Below are 15,224 nucleotides of genomic sequence, written 5' to 3'. Positions count from 1 at the left end.
AGACCCCCATGAAACACCTGGCAATGACCCCCGTGAAGCGGGCCGCGCTCGCCCTGACCGCCGCCGTACTCGCCCTGACCGCCTGCGGGTCCGGCACGGAGGAGGCGAAGCCCGCCGCCGACGGCTCCCCCGCGACCCTGCGCATCGGCTACCAGCTCATCCCCAACGGTGACCTGATCGTCAAGGACCAGCAGTGGCTGGAGAAGGCGCTGCCGAACACCAAGATCGTCTGGAGTAAGTTCGACTCGGGCGGCGACGTGAACACCGCGATGATCGCCGGATCGCTCGACATCGGGCTGGCGGGCAGCAGCCCGGTCACCCGCGGCCTGTCGGCGCCCCTCGACATCCCGTACCGGGTGCCGTGGATCTTCGACGTGATCGGCGACAACGAGGCGCTCGTCGCCAGGGGCGGCGTGACCGACGTCAAGGGGCTCGCGGGCAAGCGGGTCGCCGCCCCCTTCGCCTCGACCACCCACTACAGCCTGCTCGCCGCGCTCGACGAGGCCGGGCTGTCGGAGGCCGACGTGAAGATCCTCGACATGGAGCCGCCGGACATCCAGGCCGCCTGGCAGCGCGGCGACGTCGACGCCGCCTACGTCTGGACGCCCACCCTGGCCGAGCTGCAGAAGAACGGCGGCACGACGCTGGTCACCAGCCGTGAGCTGGCCCGGCGGGGCAAGCTCACCGCCGACCTCGCGGTGGTGAGCGACGACTTCGCGAAGAAGTACCCGAAGGCGCTGCACGTCTGGCTCCAGCAGCAGGACCGCGCGGTCAAACTGGTCAGGAGCGACAAGGACGCCGCCGCCGCGGCCATCGGCCGCCAGCTCAACCTCGACCCGGCGGAGGCCGCGCGCCAGCTCGGCCAGCTCGTGCTCCTCGACGCGACGGAACAGCGCTCGGCCGAGTATCTCGGCACTCCCTCGGCCCCGGGGAAGTTCGCCGAGAACCTGCGCAGCTCGGCCGAGTTCCTCAAGGGCCAGCAGAAGGTGGACGCCGTGCCCGAGCTGAGCGTCTTCCAGAAGGGCCTGGCCACGCAGGAGCTCGCCGATGCCTTCGCCGGAAGCTGAGACCACTCGCGCGGGCACGGACTCCGGCCGTGCCCGCACGACCCCCGACACGGCCGCGACTCCCGGCCCGGCTCACCCCGATCCCGACACAGCCGGCCGGAACACCGGATCCGCCCGTACGGACCTCGGCACGGCTTCCGGTGGGAGCGCCGGATCCGAAGACGCCGGCCCTCCCACCACGGCGCTCACGCTCGCCGGAGTGTCGCACTCCTACCGGGGGCGCGCGGGGACGGTCGACGCCCTCGGGCCGATCGACCTGGAGATCGCCGCCGGGGAGTTCGTCACGGTCGTCGGTCCCTCGGGGTGCGGCAAGAGCACGCTGCTGCGGCTGGTGGCGGGCTTCACCGCGCCGTCGGCGGGGACGATCACGGCCTCCGGCGAACCGGTCGTGGGCCCCGACCCGGCCAGGGGGTACGTGTTCCAGCAGCATCGGCTCTTCCCCTGGCTCTCGGTCGAGGGGAACGTCGGTTTCGGGCTGCGCGGCCTGCCCAGGGCGACGCGGCGCGAGCGGGTGGCCGAGCTGCTGGAGCTGACCGGGCTCACCGACGTCGCCAGGGCCAGGCCGTACGAGCTGTCGGGGGGCATGCAGCAGCGCGCGGCGATCGCCCGCGCGCTCGCGCCGGGACCCGCGCTGCTGCTGATGGACGAGCCGTTCGCCGCCCTGGACGCCTTCACCAGGGAACGCATGCAGGAGGAGGTCCGCGAGCTGTGGCGGCGGGCGGGCACGACGGTGGTGTTCATCACCCACAGTGTGGACGAGGCCGTCTACCTGGGCACCCGCGTGCTAGCGCTGAGCGGCAGGCCGGGCCGGGTGGTCCTCGACCGCGCCTCGAACCTGCCGTACGGCGACCATCCCCGCACCGACCCGCTCTTCGCCGGGTTGCGCGAGGAGCTGACGGAGGTCGTCAGGCAGGCCGCGTCGCCCAGCGGCGGAAGTGGCCGGTGACCTGGTAGACGACGATGTCGGAGGGGATCTCGGCCGCCCCCGACGACGCCGAGGCTCCCCCGCCGCAAACTTTGCGGAAACCGCGGAGCAAACATCCGTCAAAACAGGTCGACCTATCGCCAAGATCGCCATCTGCCCCGCCCGACGCGTCCACAGTTAGATGACCGCCGTCAGATCGGGAGGACCGTTGAGCGAGGGACTCGCGTTCGCGAATCCAGTCTTCGAGACCACGCCCCACGTGGGCACCCGCCGAGCTCTCGTCTTCCTCGACTCTCCTCCCGCCGCGCCCCCGCCACCGTCCCTGCTCTCGCCACCCGCCCCGGCCGTGTCCCCGGTTCCGTCCCCGTCCGCGCTCTCTCCCGACGCGGGCATGGGTGTGGGTGTGGGCACGGCCCCGGAAACGCGACCGGACGCGCGGCTGGCGAGCGCCCTGCGCGCCGAGGGGTTCACCGTCGAGGCCGAGGTCAGCGAGGGGGCGGGCCCGGACGGCGAACGCGTGTGGAATCTGCTGCGCTCGGCGCGGGAGGGCGACCTGCTGGTGATCCGGCTGCCCGCCGACGGCGGCTGGACCTCCGGACAACTCGGATCGATGATCGGCGCGTTCGGGCGGCAGGTCGGCGAGTCGCTCGCCGCCGCCGTACTGATGATCGTCGACTTCGGCTGGAGCGCGCTGAGCGGCTCCGCGGAACCGGTCAGGCAGCTCGCCGTGGCCGGGGAGCCGAGGGTCGCCGCAGCCGCGCTCACCCTCACCCTGAGGTTCGACGAGACGGCGCCGGGACCGGCGCGCACGCTGACCGACGTCATCGCGGAGGGCCTGCTGACGCGGGCCGCCGACCTCGACGGGGACGGGACGATCAGCGTCGGGGACCTGCACGCCTACGCGCTCGCCCGCTACGCCGCGGCCTCCGCCGCCCGCACCCCCATCCTGATCTCGTACGGGGCCGTCACGGGGGTCGCCCTCACCCCGGCGAGGGACACCGCCGCCGTACCGCACGCCGCCTTCGCCCACGTCCTGGCGCGGCTCGGTGACCACGCCCCGCCCGCCTGCGGAGTCGAGATCGTACGGCGGGTCTACGAGCTGCACCTGAGTGAGGCCGCCAGGGAACTGCTGCGCAGGGCCGCCCTCCTCGACGAGGACGAGCCGATCGACGAGATCCTCGGCGACGCCGCCGAGCTGCGGCAGTGGGGCCTGCTGGGCGAGACGACCACGTTCGTCCACCCCGACGTCCGGGTCTTCGGCCACTCGCGGCTGTCGGCGGCCGAACGGGCGCAGACCTCGGCACTGCTGCGCCGTCGCAGGGCCGGGCTGCGGACGGTACGGCCCAGGGCGAGGCTCACCGCCGACCGGTGGACCACCGAGGACCAGCTCGGACACCGTGTCTACGCCGAGGCGATCGCCGCGTTCGTCCGCCACCCGGAGACCCGGCCCCCGCTCACGATCGGCGTCAAGGGGCCATGGGGGGCCGGCAAGACCTCCCTGATGCGGATGATCCAGGACCTTCTGGACCCCGGAGCCGCCGGGGACGCCGCCGCCCCGATCCACCTGCCCGGCTCCCGCGCGGAACGGGCACTGACCAATGCCGAGGTGCTGGCCAGGACCGGACGGCGCCCCCGGGAGAACGCCGGTCGGGCCGAGCCGGGACCGCTCCCGCTACGGCCGGCGGACTGGCGGCCCACCGTCTGGTTCAACCCGTGGATGTACCAGAACGGCGAGCAGGTCTGGGCCGGACTGGCCCACGAGATCATCAGCCAGGTCACCCGGCGGCTGCCCCGCGCCGAGCGGGAACGGTTCTGGCTGGAGCTGAACCTGTCCAGGATCGACCGGGAGGCGGTCCGCAGCCGCGCCTACCACCTCGCGCTCACCCGCCTGGCCCCGGTGGCCCTCGGCCTGGTCGCCACCGTCGTCCTCACCGGGGCGCTCCTCGCCGCCGCCACGCTGCTGCCCGCGCTCGGCACCTTCCTGGGGAACACCGCAGCGGCCGTCGGCTCCGCCGGATCCGCGGTGGTGGTCGGGGCGGGCGCGCTACGGCTGGCGCGGTTCTTCGGGGAGTCGGCGGACAACGCGTTCCGCGGCCTGGTCACGCAGCCCGACCTGCTCGGCCCCGGAGCGGCGGAAGGACTCGTCAACGAGGCCACGGCCGGCCCCGGGTACCGGTCGAGGACCGGCTTCCTGCACCTGGTGCAGACCGACATGCGCCAGGTCCTCGACCTGGTCGCCACCGGGGAGCGCCCGCTGGTGGTGTTCGTGGACGACCTGGACCGCTGCTCGTCCGCCACGGTGGCGCAGGTCATCGAGGCGATCAACCTGTTCCTCGCCGGCGAGTTCCCCAACTGCGTGTTCGTCCTGGCGATGGAGCCCGAGGTGGTCGCCGCGCACGTCGAGGCGGCCTACCCGGAACTGGCCGGGACGCTGCCGGGTGCCGGGCGGTCCGGCCTCGGCTGGCGGTTCCTGGAGAAGATCGTGCAGCTCCCGCTGAGCGTGCCGCTGCTGGACGACGCCGACCGGCTGCCCGCCTTCGTACGCGCCCTGCTGGGCGTGCCCGACCTGGCGCGGCCCGCGACCGACGTGGTCGCGAGCGTCCCCACGGGCAGTGTCTCCACGCTCGGCATCTCCCCGGGAGACGTTTCCACGAGCATGGAGACCACGCGACCCCAGGCCCCGGAGACCACATGGACACCGAATCCGGCCGGACCGCGTCCGGCGGGTCCCCCAGCCGCCCTGGAACGGCTCGACCCGCCACCGGATCCGGCCGGACCGCGTTCGCGCGGTCCCCTGCCTCCCGCACGGCCCTCCCCGCTCGGCGCGGTCACACCGGGCTTTCCCGGCACCACCGCGCCACCGGGAGCGGCCGTGTCGGGACAGCGGGCGGAGCCACGAAGACCAGGACCGCGCACGCCGACGGAGACACCGGAACCCGGATCGCAGGCGGCGGAACCGCCCGATCCGGTCCAGGTGAGCCGGTTGCAGGACGCCATCTGGGCGCTGCGCCCGACCACGACGACCCTTGACGAGGCGGCGCGCCTGGCGCAGGACGCCCTGGGCATCCAGTGCTCCGACGCCGTCGGCGGTCTCTGCGCGGCGACCCGCGAGGCCGCCGACCGGGTCTTCGACGACCTCTACAGCGACGAGAACGCCTACCGGGCGATCGAGTTCGTGCTCCCGGCCCTGACGTTCTTCAACCCGCGCGAGATCAAGCGGTACGTGAACGTCTTCCGCTTCTACTCGTTCCTCACCTACCGCCGCGCCCTCGCCGGGGCGGCCCCCGCCTCGGACGGCGAGGTCGCCAAGCTCGCGGCGCTCGCCGTCCAGTGGCCGCACCTGCTCACACTGCTGGCGATGGAGACGGACGGGGAGAGCGTGCTGCGACGGCTTGAGGACGCCGCGAACGACGACGCGGGCTGGGAGCGGGCCGTCCGCGACACCGGCCTCGTCGCCCACCACACCTCCGGCGGCGCCCACCTGGACACCCTGCGCGACCTGCTCTCCCGCCCCCACCCCATCGCCGATCTCGCCCGCTATCTCCTCTGATGCACGCGTCCTTCCGGCTCCGACCAATGGAGACGGAAATGAGTAGGGGTGCACTCATCTGCCGGACGGCGCGGGTTCGCACGCTGAGACGGCGGCTCCGCCCGGCTCGTCGGCGTCGGCGCACGCTCGAAGACCGGCGGACACGATCCGCCGGTACGGCTCACGTCTCGCGGACTCCGACGACCTCCCGCATGCTGACGGTGGTGCCGGCCGACTCGGCGCAGATCGCCCGGCAGACGAAGACGCCACTGGTCAGGAGACGGATTGCGCCACCAAGGCCATGGCCTGCCGCATGGCGTTCCGTACCTCGTCAGGTCCGTCACCGCGCTGCAGGGCGGTCAGCGCGGATGCGCTGACCGCGCCCACCATCGCGCCGACCAGGGCGGAGGCGGTGATCGTGTCGAGCCTGTCGGGGAACGCCCGCTGCAGCGCCTGGGCCAGTTCGGTCTGCGCGGTGAGGTAACGCTGCAGCAGCCGGGCCTGTAGCGCCGGCACCGAGGCCGCCAGCCGTGCGCGAAGTGCCGCGAGCCCGCTGGGGAGGTCGCTGTCCCAGGTGTTGGCGATCATCTGGTCCATCGCCCGCACCAGCACCTCGGGCAGCCGTTCTCCGGCGCGGCGCTCGGCGATCGCCTGCAGCGCCAGATCGACGCGCACGTCAGCATTGGCCAGGAGCACATCCTCCTTGGCCTGGAAGTGGAGAAAGAAGGTGCGGGGGGAGACCTCCGCGGCGTCGGCGATCTCGGCCACGGTCACGTGGTCGTAGCCCTTGTCCTCGAACAGACGCACCGCCGCCTCGATCAGTGCCTGCCGGGTGCGCTGCTTCTTACGCTCTCGCAGTCCGTGTTTTTCCACCACGCAGGGCAGTTTAGTTCATCTTCCGAATTGATGCATAGTATGAATTAATACATAGACTGCAGTCACTGAAAGGTGGTCGTTCATGGGAAGTCTGGACCGACGCGTCGTCCTCATCACAGGAGCAGGGCGCGGCATCGGGCGTGAAGAGGCGCTGTTCTTCGCCGCCGAAGGTGCCCAGGTCGTCGTCAACGACCCCGGCGTCGCCATCAACGGCACGGGCGGCGACGCCGACGTGGCCGCGAAGGTCGTCGAAGAGATCACTGCTCGCGGCGGACAGGCCGTGGCCAACACCGACAGCGTCGCCGACTGGGACGGCGCCCGCCGCATGGTGGAGACGGCCCTGGAGTCCTTCGGCGACCTGCACGTCGTGGTCAACAACGCCACCATCGAACGCAACATGGGCCTGACCGACCTGTCGGAGGAGGACTTCGACGACGTCGTGGCCGTCAAGCTGAAGGGCACCTTCGCGGTGACACACTGGGCGGCCCGCCACTGGCGCGACCGCTATCAGGCTGGTGACCACACCGACCGCGCCGTGGTCAACACCTCCTCCGGCTCCGGACTGCTCAACCCGCTGCCCACGCAGGTCTCCTACGCGGCGGGCAACGCCGGGGTCGCGGCGCTGACCACCGTGGCCGCCCTCGAACTCGGCCGCTACGGCGTGCGGGTCAACTGCATCTCACCCTCGATGGTCCGCACCCGCCTCACTCTCGCCGTTCCCGGCATGAGCCAGGAACCGCCGGCGGGCCGGTTCGACCCACAGCACCCGGCCGCCAGCGCGCCTGTCGCCGCCTACCTGGCCGGCGCAACCTGCCCGCTCACCGGCCAGGTGCTGTCGGTGCGGGGCGGAACGGTCACGGTCAACCACGGCTGGTCCCTCGGCGGGCACATCCACAAAGACGGGTTGTGGAGCGTGGCGGAACTGGCCGAGAAGGTGAAGGAACTGCCGATGGACGACCCGTTCGACAAGCTCGCCCAAGCCCTGACCGGCGCACTCGGCACCGTCGGACGCGACCAAATCCAAGGGATGATCAACGCCCTGCTTGACCAGGGAGCCCACTCCGACGCGGCCTCCGCATGACGCGGTGAGCCACATCCTGGACCGCGTGCTCAGTCACACGGTCCGGGGACGGGGAGCCACCGGCGTACACCAAATGGCCCCCTTCACGATCGCATCTCGGGCACCTTCAGGCGCTGAGGGCCCGCGCGACCGTGAGGCTGTCCTCGTAGATGTGATAGCGGGTGACGAGCCCGTCCTCGACGGTAAGGTGCAGCGCGAACGGCGAGGTGTACGCGGCCCCGTTCTCCCGCACCGTCTGCACGATCTCCCCGAACACGACGGCGTGCGCCCCGTCGACCAGGATCCGCGTCACCGACGTGCCGTTCAGCTCGGGCACGTGATGGGCCTCCAGCGACCGGAAATGGTCCGCCACCTCGGCCCGGCCGGACCGAGAGCGAATCCACGGCACCGCCGGATGCCCCTCGGCGGGCCAGTTCAGCTGCCAGTCGACCGGCTCGGCGAACAACTCCGCCGTACGGTCGTGATCGCCCTTGACCATCCGACCCAGCAGTTCTTCCACGACGTCACGGGTTTCACCACTCATGCCGCAAGCATCCCTATTTCGAATGCCACCCGTCGATTACCGCCGAGGTAGGGCGGGCTCGCGAAGGCCGAACCTGGAAAGCGCGCCGCGCTCGACCGCGTCCCACCACCCCGATGGACTACGCCATCACCCAAGGTCGTGCCTCATCGTGAACCGGTACGGTCAGCGGGCGGGAAAATCGAATTCGCCGTCCTTGACACCACCGACGAACGCCTCCCACTCAGCGCGGGTGTAGACGATCACCTCGGCCTCGGGACGACGACTGTGCCGCACAGCGACCCGCCCACTACCATCACCCAGCGGACCGGCCTCGACACACTGACCACCCGCATCTGGGCTCCTGGTACTGATATGCCAGGCGACACCAACTAGTTCTTTGGGGTCGATCATCATGCGCTTCTCCCTCTCGCTCGTCCGACACGACCGATCGCAGCCCGAATGACAGTCGCGGACTCATCCGGGTTGAGAGCAATGCTATGGATGGAATTGTACGCTCGCGTGAAGTTCTCGGCGCCCTCTGCTTCGCTATAAACAGCGCCGCTCCGGGTTTCCACACAGGCGATGTCGGAATACGGCTCTCGCATGTCAAAGATCGAAAAAGAGCCCTCCAGGCTGGCGTGCGCCCCAGCAGTGAACGGCAGAATCCGAATGGTCACATTCGGCCTGTTCGCAATCTCGGATAGATGCTCCAACTGGGCGCCCATCACCTTCGAATCACCGATCATGCGGTGCAATACAGCCTCATCAAGGATGACCTCCAGGCTCGGAGCGGGTTCGGCATCGAACACACATTTCCGGTCCATCCGGAAGTCCACCCACCGCTCGATCTGCTCGCTGGAAGCATCCATGCCACCTGCCGCGATGACCGCCTGCGCGTAGTCCCGAGTCTGAAAGAGACCAGGAATGACCATCACTGCGTAGAAGCGGATTCTCTCCGCCCGGGTTTCGAGCCAGGCATGATCAAACATCACACCAAGGGGAGCTGCGGCATAACCGTCCCACCAGCCCTTGCGCCAGATATCGCGGCTCAGCTCTTCTAATCCGTCACGAATCTTATGGTCGTCGACGCCGTACAGATTGAGGAGTGCCAGCACGTCAGAGGCCCTCGCCGGGATAATTCCGGACTCCAGTCGGCTGATGGTCGCGGCGTCACGCTGCAGGTAATCTCCCGCCTGCTTGAGCGTTATTTTTGCCGACTCGCGGAAATCTTTCAGATGTTTGCCGAGCCATTGCGCCCGCAGGGTGGGTCCTCGCCTCGCGCCCATCGTTGCCTCCTTCGAGTTCACGCTGCCCTGTTACCACTTCTGGGTAAATCCGAACAAATCCGGCAAGCTCGTTACGTAAGCTTGCGCAAATTCGAATTCGATGTCACGCTACCGAAGCGTCGGCCGTCACGCTCGGTGTTCGCTCGAAAACGTAGAGAAATCAGGGCGGAGCGGAGCCGTACGGCAGATCTTCACCCAGGTTCAGCATCGGAAGGGAGCACCGACATGGAGCACCACCCTGGTTCCGACCAACCATCCGCCTGCCATGGCCCGGCCTTCGGCGAGCACCACCCGCGAGAGGTGGCTCTGGAGCGTGCGTACACGCTGACCGGCGATCTCCCCCGCATGTTCGCCCTGGTCCAGGACTTCACCGAAAGCGAGGAGAGTCACCCCGAGGTGGTGGCCTACGGGCTGGCGCTGCCGGGAGGCACGGCGACGACCGTCGGCGCGAACGGCCGCGGTTTCGGCCTGTGGACAAGCCCTCGCAGCGCGGCCCGTCGTCTCCACTCCGACCTGGTCTGGTTCGGGAACGACGGCACATGGAATCCCACGTCGTAGTGCCCATGCGGTCATGATCACCCTCTCCCCGCGTCCGGAGAGCCGTGAAATGCCCTGGAAATACCAGAGGTCCGGAAAACACGAGATGGCCTGTGGCGCCTCAGCCCTGGACTGGGTCGTGCACGGAACGCTTCAGCTACGGCGACCCGCCCTGGAGGACCGGTAAAGGACGCTTCAGCGGCGACGGGTCGCCAGGGCGGCCGGAAAGAAAGCGACTACGGCCCGCACCCCGTACGGCCGGAACACGTGCAGCGGAGGTGGGCGGGTGCTCCGGCCGGCTTGAAAAGAGCCCGCAACCACCACGCCCGAGCAGGCCGGAGGCCTGAAACACCAGACAGTAACTGAGACGGCCGGCCGGAGCACCCGCCCACCGCAGCGGGCACGAAGAGCACCCCACCCGCCCGCACACGAGCACGAACACCACAGCGAACACCGAGAACAACCACCCCGCACACTCGGGAAACACGAAAGGCACCCCGCCCGTCACGGGCCGGGGTGCCTTGAAAGACGATCTAGCGCTGGGCCTCGATCATCCAGTGGTGCTTCTCCAGATCCTGCGTGATCTCGATGAGGATGTCCTGGGTGACCAGGTCGGGCTTCTCGGTGGCCGCGATGCGCTCGCGCATTCGGCGGACGATGGACCCGAGGATGTCCGTCATCGCCGCCACGACCTTGCCGTCGTGGATGTAGCCCGTCTCCAGTTGCGGCACCTCGCTGGTCTTGGCGAGCGTGGAGGCCCGGCCGTCGGGGTTGCACCCGAGGGCTACGGCGCGCTCCGCGACGGTGTCCGCGTGCTTCCTCGCCGACGAGACGATCTTGTCGAGCTGCAGGTGCAGCGACCGGAAGTTGTGGCCGATCACGTTCCAGTGCGCCTGCTTGGTCAGGAGTGACAGGTCGAGCAGGTCGACGAGCGCGCCCTGGAGCACGTTGCCGACGACCTTCTTGTCTTCCGGGTTGAGTGGACTGGTGATCGCAGACATAGAGTTTCCCCCTGTTTCGAACCTAGTGTCCTCTTTGCTGCTAAATGTCCGTACCCATCTACTCGCCCCCTATGCCGGTCGAAATGTTGACACTGTCATGATTACAGTGTCACTATCGAGGCATGGAATGGACCATCGGTGAACTGGCTGAGCGGGCATCCGCGGCGCTGGCCCCCACCGCCCAGCTCAACGGGCGGGTGCGGGACATGCCCAACGAGCGCCTCATCCGCTGGTATTCGACGATCGGCCTCCTCGACCCCCCGTCGGCCCGCCGAGGTCGCGTCGCCATGTACGGCAGGCGCCACCTGCTCCAGATCGTCGCCGTGAAGCGACGCCAGTCCGACGGCCGCACCATCGCCGAGATCCAGGTCGAGCTGGCCGGGGCCACCGACCAGACCCTGGAGTCGATCGCCCGTCTCCCCGACCCCCCACCGCCTCCGGCGGCGACCGGCACGCCGGCACGCCCGCGCTTCTGGGCCGGACCGCCCTCCCCCGCAGAGCCACCGACGCCACCGAAGCCGCCGACGCCGCCGAAGTCACCGGAGCCGGTGAAACCAGTGAAACCGGAGGTGCCCGCACCGCCGCCCCGACCGGCCGCCGCACACGCCGCACAGCCGCCACCACCCCCCGCCACCGCTCCCGCTCCCACTCCCGCCGAGACCCGGACCGCGCCGCCCTCGCCGCCCTCGCCGCCCTCGCCACCCGCCCCGAAGGCCGTGGCCGTCCACGGCGTACGGCTCGCGGACGGCGTGACGCTCCTGCTCGACACAGGTGAGCACGCCCCCACCCCCGACGACCTCGCCGAGATCGCCGCCGCCTCGGAAGGGCTCCTGTCACTCCTCCGCGAACGCGGCCTCACACCTCCGGAAGGAACTCGCCCATGATTACCTCGATCACAACACTGCCGCCGGAGGAGTGCCGTCCCGTCCCCGACACCGGGCTGGGGGCGCTCGCCACCGAGCTCGGCAACCTGCCGCTGGAGAGCGTGGACGTGACCGCCGCCGTGTCCGGCCTGAGCGCCGGGGTCGAGGTGGTCCAGGGTTTCCGCAACCCGCACGACGTGGCGCTTGAGGCGACGTACGTCTTCCCGCTGCCCGACCGGGCCGCCGTCACCGCCTTCAGGATGGAGGCCGACGGCCGGGTCATCGAGGGTGTGCTCAAGGAGCGCGGCCAGGCCAGGGCCGACTACGACCAGGCGATCTCTCAGGGCAAGCGGGCCGCGATCGCCGAGGAGGACCGGCCGGACGTCTTCACCATGAGGGTCGGCAACATCGTGCCGGGCGAGCGGGTCACCGTGCACCTCACGCTGAACCAGCCGCTCCCGTACGAGGACGGCGCGGCCACCTTCCGCTTCCCGCTGGTCGTCGCCCCCCGCTACATCCCGGGCACCCCGCTGGACGGCGAGCGGGCGGGCGACGGGTGGGCACCGGACACCGACGCGGTCCCCGACGCCTCCCGGATCACCCCGCCGGTGCTGCTGCCCGGCTTCCCCAACCCGGTCCGCCTCTCGCTCGCCGTCTCCGTCGACCCCGCGGGCCTGGAGCTGCGCGAGGTCCGCTCCAGCCTGCACGTGGTCCAGGAAGAGGGCGGTGTGATCCGCCTCCAGCCGGGTGAGCGGCTGGACCGCGACTTCATCCTGCGCCTGGCCACCGGCGCCTCCACCTCCCTCGCGCTCGCCCCCGAGGAGAACGGCCCGGAGAACGATGAAGGCACGTTCACACTGACCGTCGTCCCCGAACCTGCGCCCGCGGGGGCCAGGCCCAAGGACGTGGTGCTCGTCCTCGACCGTTCGGGCAGCATGACCGGCTGGAAGATGGTGGCGGCCCGGCGCGCGGCCGCGCGCATCGTCGACACGCTCACCTCGGGCGACCGGTTCGCGGTGCTCTCCTTCGACAGCGTCGTGGAATACCCGGAGGGTCTCGGCGAGGGGCTGTCGGAGGCGTCCGACCGCAACCGCTACCGGGCCGTGGAGCACCTGGCCAGGTTGGAGGCGCGCGGCGGCACCGAGATGCTGTCCCCGCTGGAGCGGGCCGCCGAGCTGCTCGCCGACTCCGCCAGGGACCGGGTGCTGGTGCTCGTCACCGACGGGCAGGTCGGCAACGAGGACCAGATCCTGGCGCGGACCGGCGCCGCGCTGGCCGGGGTTCGGGTGCACACGGTCGGCATCGACAGGGCGGTCAACGCCGGGTTCCTGGGCAGGCTGGCCGGGGTGGGAGGGGGTAGGTGCGAGCTGGTCGAGTCCGAGGACCGGCTGGACGAGGCGATGGAGCACATCCACCGCCGGATCGGCGCCCCGCTCGTCACCGACCTGTCCATCGAGGCCGACGGGCTCGACCTGATCAGCGAGACGATCAGCCACATCGGCTCGGTCTACTCGGGCGTCCCGCTCACCGTGCTCGGCCGCTACCGTGGCCCCGCCGAAGGGGCGATCACCGTACGGGGCGTGGGCGCCGACGGCTCGCCGTGGGAGCGGAGGGTCACCGCCTCCGTGGTGCGCAATCCGGCCGTACGGGCGATCTGGGCGCGGGCGCGGCTGCGTGCCCTGGAGGACCGCTACGCGGCCGGTGACCGGTCGCTGGAGGCCGAGATCGTCGAGACCTCGCTCAGGTACGGGGTGCTCTGCAGGTTCACCGCCTTCGTCGCGGTCGACACGCAGGTGGTCGCCGAGGGCGGTCCCGGACACCGGGTGATCCAGCCGGTGGAGCCGCCCAGCGGCTGGGAGAACCCGATCGCCGCCGCTCCGATGATGATGACCTCGATGGCCTTCGAGAACGCGGCGGCCCCGCCGCCCCCCGCGCCCACGGGACCGCCCGGGATGGCCCGCCCCGGCTCCATGCCGAGGTTCGCGGCGAGCCCCGCCGTCGGCGGCATGCCGCACGAGGCGGCGGCCGGAGGCTTCGACGACCGCGCCAGGATGCTGCGTCCCGCACCGGCGGGGGCCGCCCCGAAGCGCGGCAGGTCCCAGGGCGCCCCCCAGGACCCGCCGAAGGAGCAACTCGCCGAGGAGCTGAAGCGGCTGCGCGCCGCGGCCTCCCTGCCCGCCGCCGAGCGGCTGCTCCTGCTGGAGGACCTGGGCAGCCGCCTCGCGGCCCTCGTCGTCTACCTCGGCGGCCACGCCGAACTCGCCGCCCTGGCGAGCGAGCTGCAGGCCGGTGGGGACGTGGACGTCCTGTGGCGGAGGGCTGTGGAGGTCCTGGAGTCCCTGACGGGTTCCACCGGGCGACGTCCGTTCTGGAAGCGGTGACCCCCGGTCCCGCCGCCCCGAAGAACGGAGCGGGACCCACGGGACGCCACGGCGGCGACCTGAGGGGCGGCGGGGCCGATAAGGGACAGAGTGGGCCGGGGACGGGAAGAGCGGGGTTCCAACCTCGGCCGTGCCACATAAAGTAGCGGGATGGTGATTCTGGACGGCGGCCTGGCCACCCATTTGGAGGAGCTGGGCGCGGACCTGCGAGACGACCTCTGGTCGGCGAAACTCCTGCTGGAGAACCCCTCCGTGATCCGGCAGGCGCATCTCGACTACTTCACCGCCGGCGCCGAGGTGGCGATAACGGCGAGTTATCAGGCGAGCATCCCCGCGTTCGTGAAGCGAGGGCTGAGCGCCACCGAGGCCGAGGACCTCATCCTGCTCTCCGTGCACCTGGCCGCCCAGGCCAGGGACGCCCACGGTTCGGGCACGGTGGCCGCGAGCGTCGGCCCGTACGGCGCCTATCTGGCCAACGGCGCCGAGTACACCGGCGCCTACGACCTCGACGAGGACGGCCTCACCGACTGGCACCGCGACCGCTGGCACATCCTGGCCGACAGCGAGGCCGACCTGATGGCCTGCGAGACCATCCCGTCCTACACCGAGGCGAGGGCGCTGAGGCGGCTGCTCGCCGAGACGCCGGGGATGCGGGCGTGGGTGAGCTTCTCCTGCCGCGACGGCGAGCACATCAACGACGGCACCCCGCTCAAGATGGCGGCCGGTCTGTTCACCGGCAACCCCCAGGTGATCGCGATCGGCGTCAACTGCACGGCACCGCGCCACGTGCCCAGCCTGATCTCGCAGATCAAGGGCAAGCCCACCATGGTCTACCCCAACTCGGGCGAGGTCTGGGACTCCGCGAACCGGCGCTGGCTCGGGCTGGCCGACCCGGTGGAGTTCGGGGAGGCCGCGGCCGAGTGGACCGCCGCCGGCTCGGCCTTCGTCGGCGGCTGCTGCCGCACCACCCCGGAGCACATCCGCCAGATCCGCGCCCACCTCACGGGGGCGGACACCCCGTGAGGTCCTGACCGGCCACCGCTCCTGCCACGCCCGCGAACGCCGGATCTCCTGCCTGAAGGGGGTTGGCAATTGCTCAATTTTTTATAAGCAAAGATGATCACACGTAGTCATGTATCTTGCGCGCGTGAAGCTTTCGGAGTGGGCACGCCGGCA

At 70.5% G+C, this 15,224-nt stretch carries 13 protein-coding genes; 8 read left to right on the top strand and 5 right to left on the bottom strand.

What is annotated here, in order from left to right:
• Positions 1-8: 8 nt before the first annotated feature.
• The 3 genes from ABT352_RS28365 to ABT352_RS28355 all read left to right on the top strand — a co-directional run bounded on the left by ABT352_RS28365 (position 9) and on the right by ABT352_RS28355 (position 5,542).
• Positions 9-1,067 (top strand): taurine ABC transporter substrate-binding protein, encoded by a 1,059-nt coding sequence (locus ABT352_RS28365; protein ID WP_350947998.1) that lies wholly within the window; start codon positions 9-11, stop codon positions 1,065-1,067.
• Positions 1,048-2,013, top strand: coding sequence for an ABC transporter ATP-binding protein (locus ABT352_RS28360; protein WP_350947997.1), 966 nt, complete (start codon positions 1,048-1,050; stop codon positions 2,011-2,013). The genes ABT352_RS28365 and ABT352_RS28360 overlap by 20 nt, the downstream gene beginning before the upstream one ends.
• Positions 2,014-2,200: 187 nt before the next feature.
• Complete coding sequence (locus ABT352_RS28355) at positions 2,201-5,542, top strand: P-loop NTPase fold protein (protein ID WP_350947996.1); 3,342 nt, start codon at positions 2,201-2,203, stop codon at positions 5,540-5,542.
• A gap of 252 nt (positions 5,543-5,794) precedes the next feature.
• On the opposite strand, the gene ABT352_RS28350 is transcribed toward ABT352_RS28355, so the two are convergent.
• The gene (locus ABT352_RS28350) at positions 5,795-6,397 is read right to left on the bottom strand and encodes a TetR/AcrR family transcriptional regulator (RefSeq protein ID WP_350947995.1); all 603 of its coding nucleotides are present in this window, start codon (positions 6,395-6,397) and stop codon (positions 5,795-5,797) included.
• An 82-nt stretch (positions 6,398-6,479) separates the two neighbouring features.
• On the opposite strand from ABT352_RS28350, the gene ABT352_RS28345 reads away from it, so the two are divergent.
• Positions 6,480-7,478, top strand: coding sequence for an SDR family NAD(P)-dependent oxidoreductase (locus ABT352_RS28345; RefSeq protein WP_350947994.1), 999 nt, complete (start codon positions 6,480-6,482; stop codon positions 7,476-7,478).
• Positions 7,479-7,584: 106 nt separating this feature from the next.
• Here the strand turns inward: ABT352_RS28345 and ABT352_RS28340 are convergent, their stop codons facing one another.
• From ABT352_RS28340 to ABT352_RS28330, 3 genes are all read right to left on the bottom strand, one after another.
• Positions 7,585-8,001, bottom strand: coding sequence for a nuclear transport factor 2 family protein (locus ABT352_RS28340; protein WP_350947993.1), 417 nt, complete (start codon positions 7,999-8,001; stop codon positions 7,585-7,587).
• A 162-nt stretch (positions 8,002-8,163) separates the two neighbouring features.
• A complete protein-coding gene (locus tag ABT352_RS28335; RefSeq protein WP_350947992.1) occupies positions 8,164-8,394 on the bottom strand; it encodes a DUF397 domain-containing protein in 231 nt (76 codons plus the stop codon).
• Positions 8,391-9,287, bottom strand: a complete 897-nt coding sequence (locus tag ABT352_RS28330) for a helix-turn-helix domain-containing protein (protein WP_350947991.1) — start codon at positions 9,285-9,287, stop codon at positions 8,391-8,393. Before ABT352_RS28330 ends, ABT352_RS28335 begins: the two co-directional genes overlap by 4 nt.
• A 204-nt stretch (positions 9,288-9,491) precedes the next feature.
• Between ABT352_RS28330 and ABT352_RS28325 the strand changes: the two genes are divergently transcribed.
• Positions 9,492-9,824: a hypothetical protein gene (locus ABT352_RS28325; RefSeq protein ID WP_350947990.1), complete on the top strand. Its 333-nt coding sequence runs from the start codon at positions 9,492-9,494 to the stop codon at positions 9,822-9,824.
• A gap of 512 nt (positions 9,825-10,336) precedes the next feature.
• On the opposite strand, the gene ABT352_RS28320 is transcribed toward ABT352_RS28325, so the two are convergent.
• Positions 10,337-10,804: a Dps family protein gene (locus ABT352_RS28320; RefSeq protein WP_350947989.1), complete on the bottom strand. Its 468-nt coding sequence runs from the start codon at positions 10,802-10,804 to the stop codon at positions 10,337-10,339.
• Between the two features lie 122 nt (positions 10,805-10,926).
• Between ABT352_RS28320 and ABT352_RS28315 the strand changes: the two genes are divergently transcribed.
• The 3 genes from ABT352_RS28315 to mmuM all read left to right on the top strand — a co-directional run bounded on the left by ABT352_RS28315 (position 10,927) and on the right by mmuM (position 15,071).
• Complete coding sequence (locus ABT352_RS28315; protein WP_350947988.1) at positions 10,927-11,688, top strand: MerR family transcriptional regulator; 762 nt, start codon at positions 10,927-10,929, stop codon at positions 11,686-11,688.
• Positions 11,685-14,048 carry a VIT domain-containing protein gene (locus tag ABT352_RS28310; protein ID WP_350947987.1) on the top strand — a complete coding sequence of 788 codons (2,364 nt, stop codon included), beginning with the start codon at positions 11,685-11,687 and terminating at the stop codon, positions 14,046-14,048. Before ABT352_RS28315 ends, ABT352_RS28310 begins: the two co-directional genes overlap by 4 nt.
• Before the next feature lie 150 nt (positions 14,049-14,198).
• A complete protein-coding gene (gene mmuM, locus ABT352_RS28305; protein ID WP_350947986.1) occupies positions 14,199-15,071 on the top strand; it encodes a homocysteine S-methyltransferase in 873 nt (290 codons plus the stop codon).
• Positions 15,072-15,224 lie beyond the last annotated feature (153 nt).

Source organism: Streptosporangium sp. NPDC000563 (assembly GCF_040299985.1).
In the GTDB taxonomy this organism is placed as follows: domain Bacteria; phylum Actinomycetota; class Actinomycetes; order Streptosporangiales; family Streptosporangiaceae; genus Streptosporangium.
This window is presented reverse-complemented; position numbering and strand designations above follow the sequence as displayed.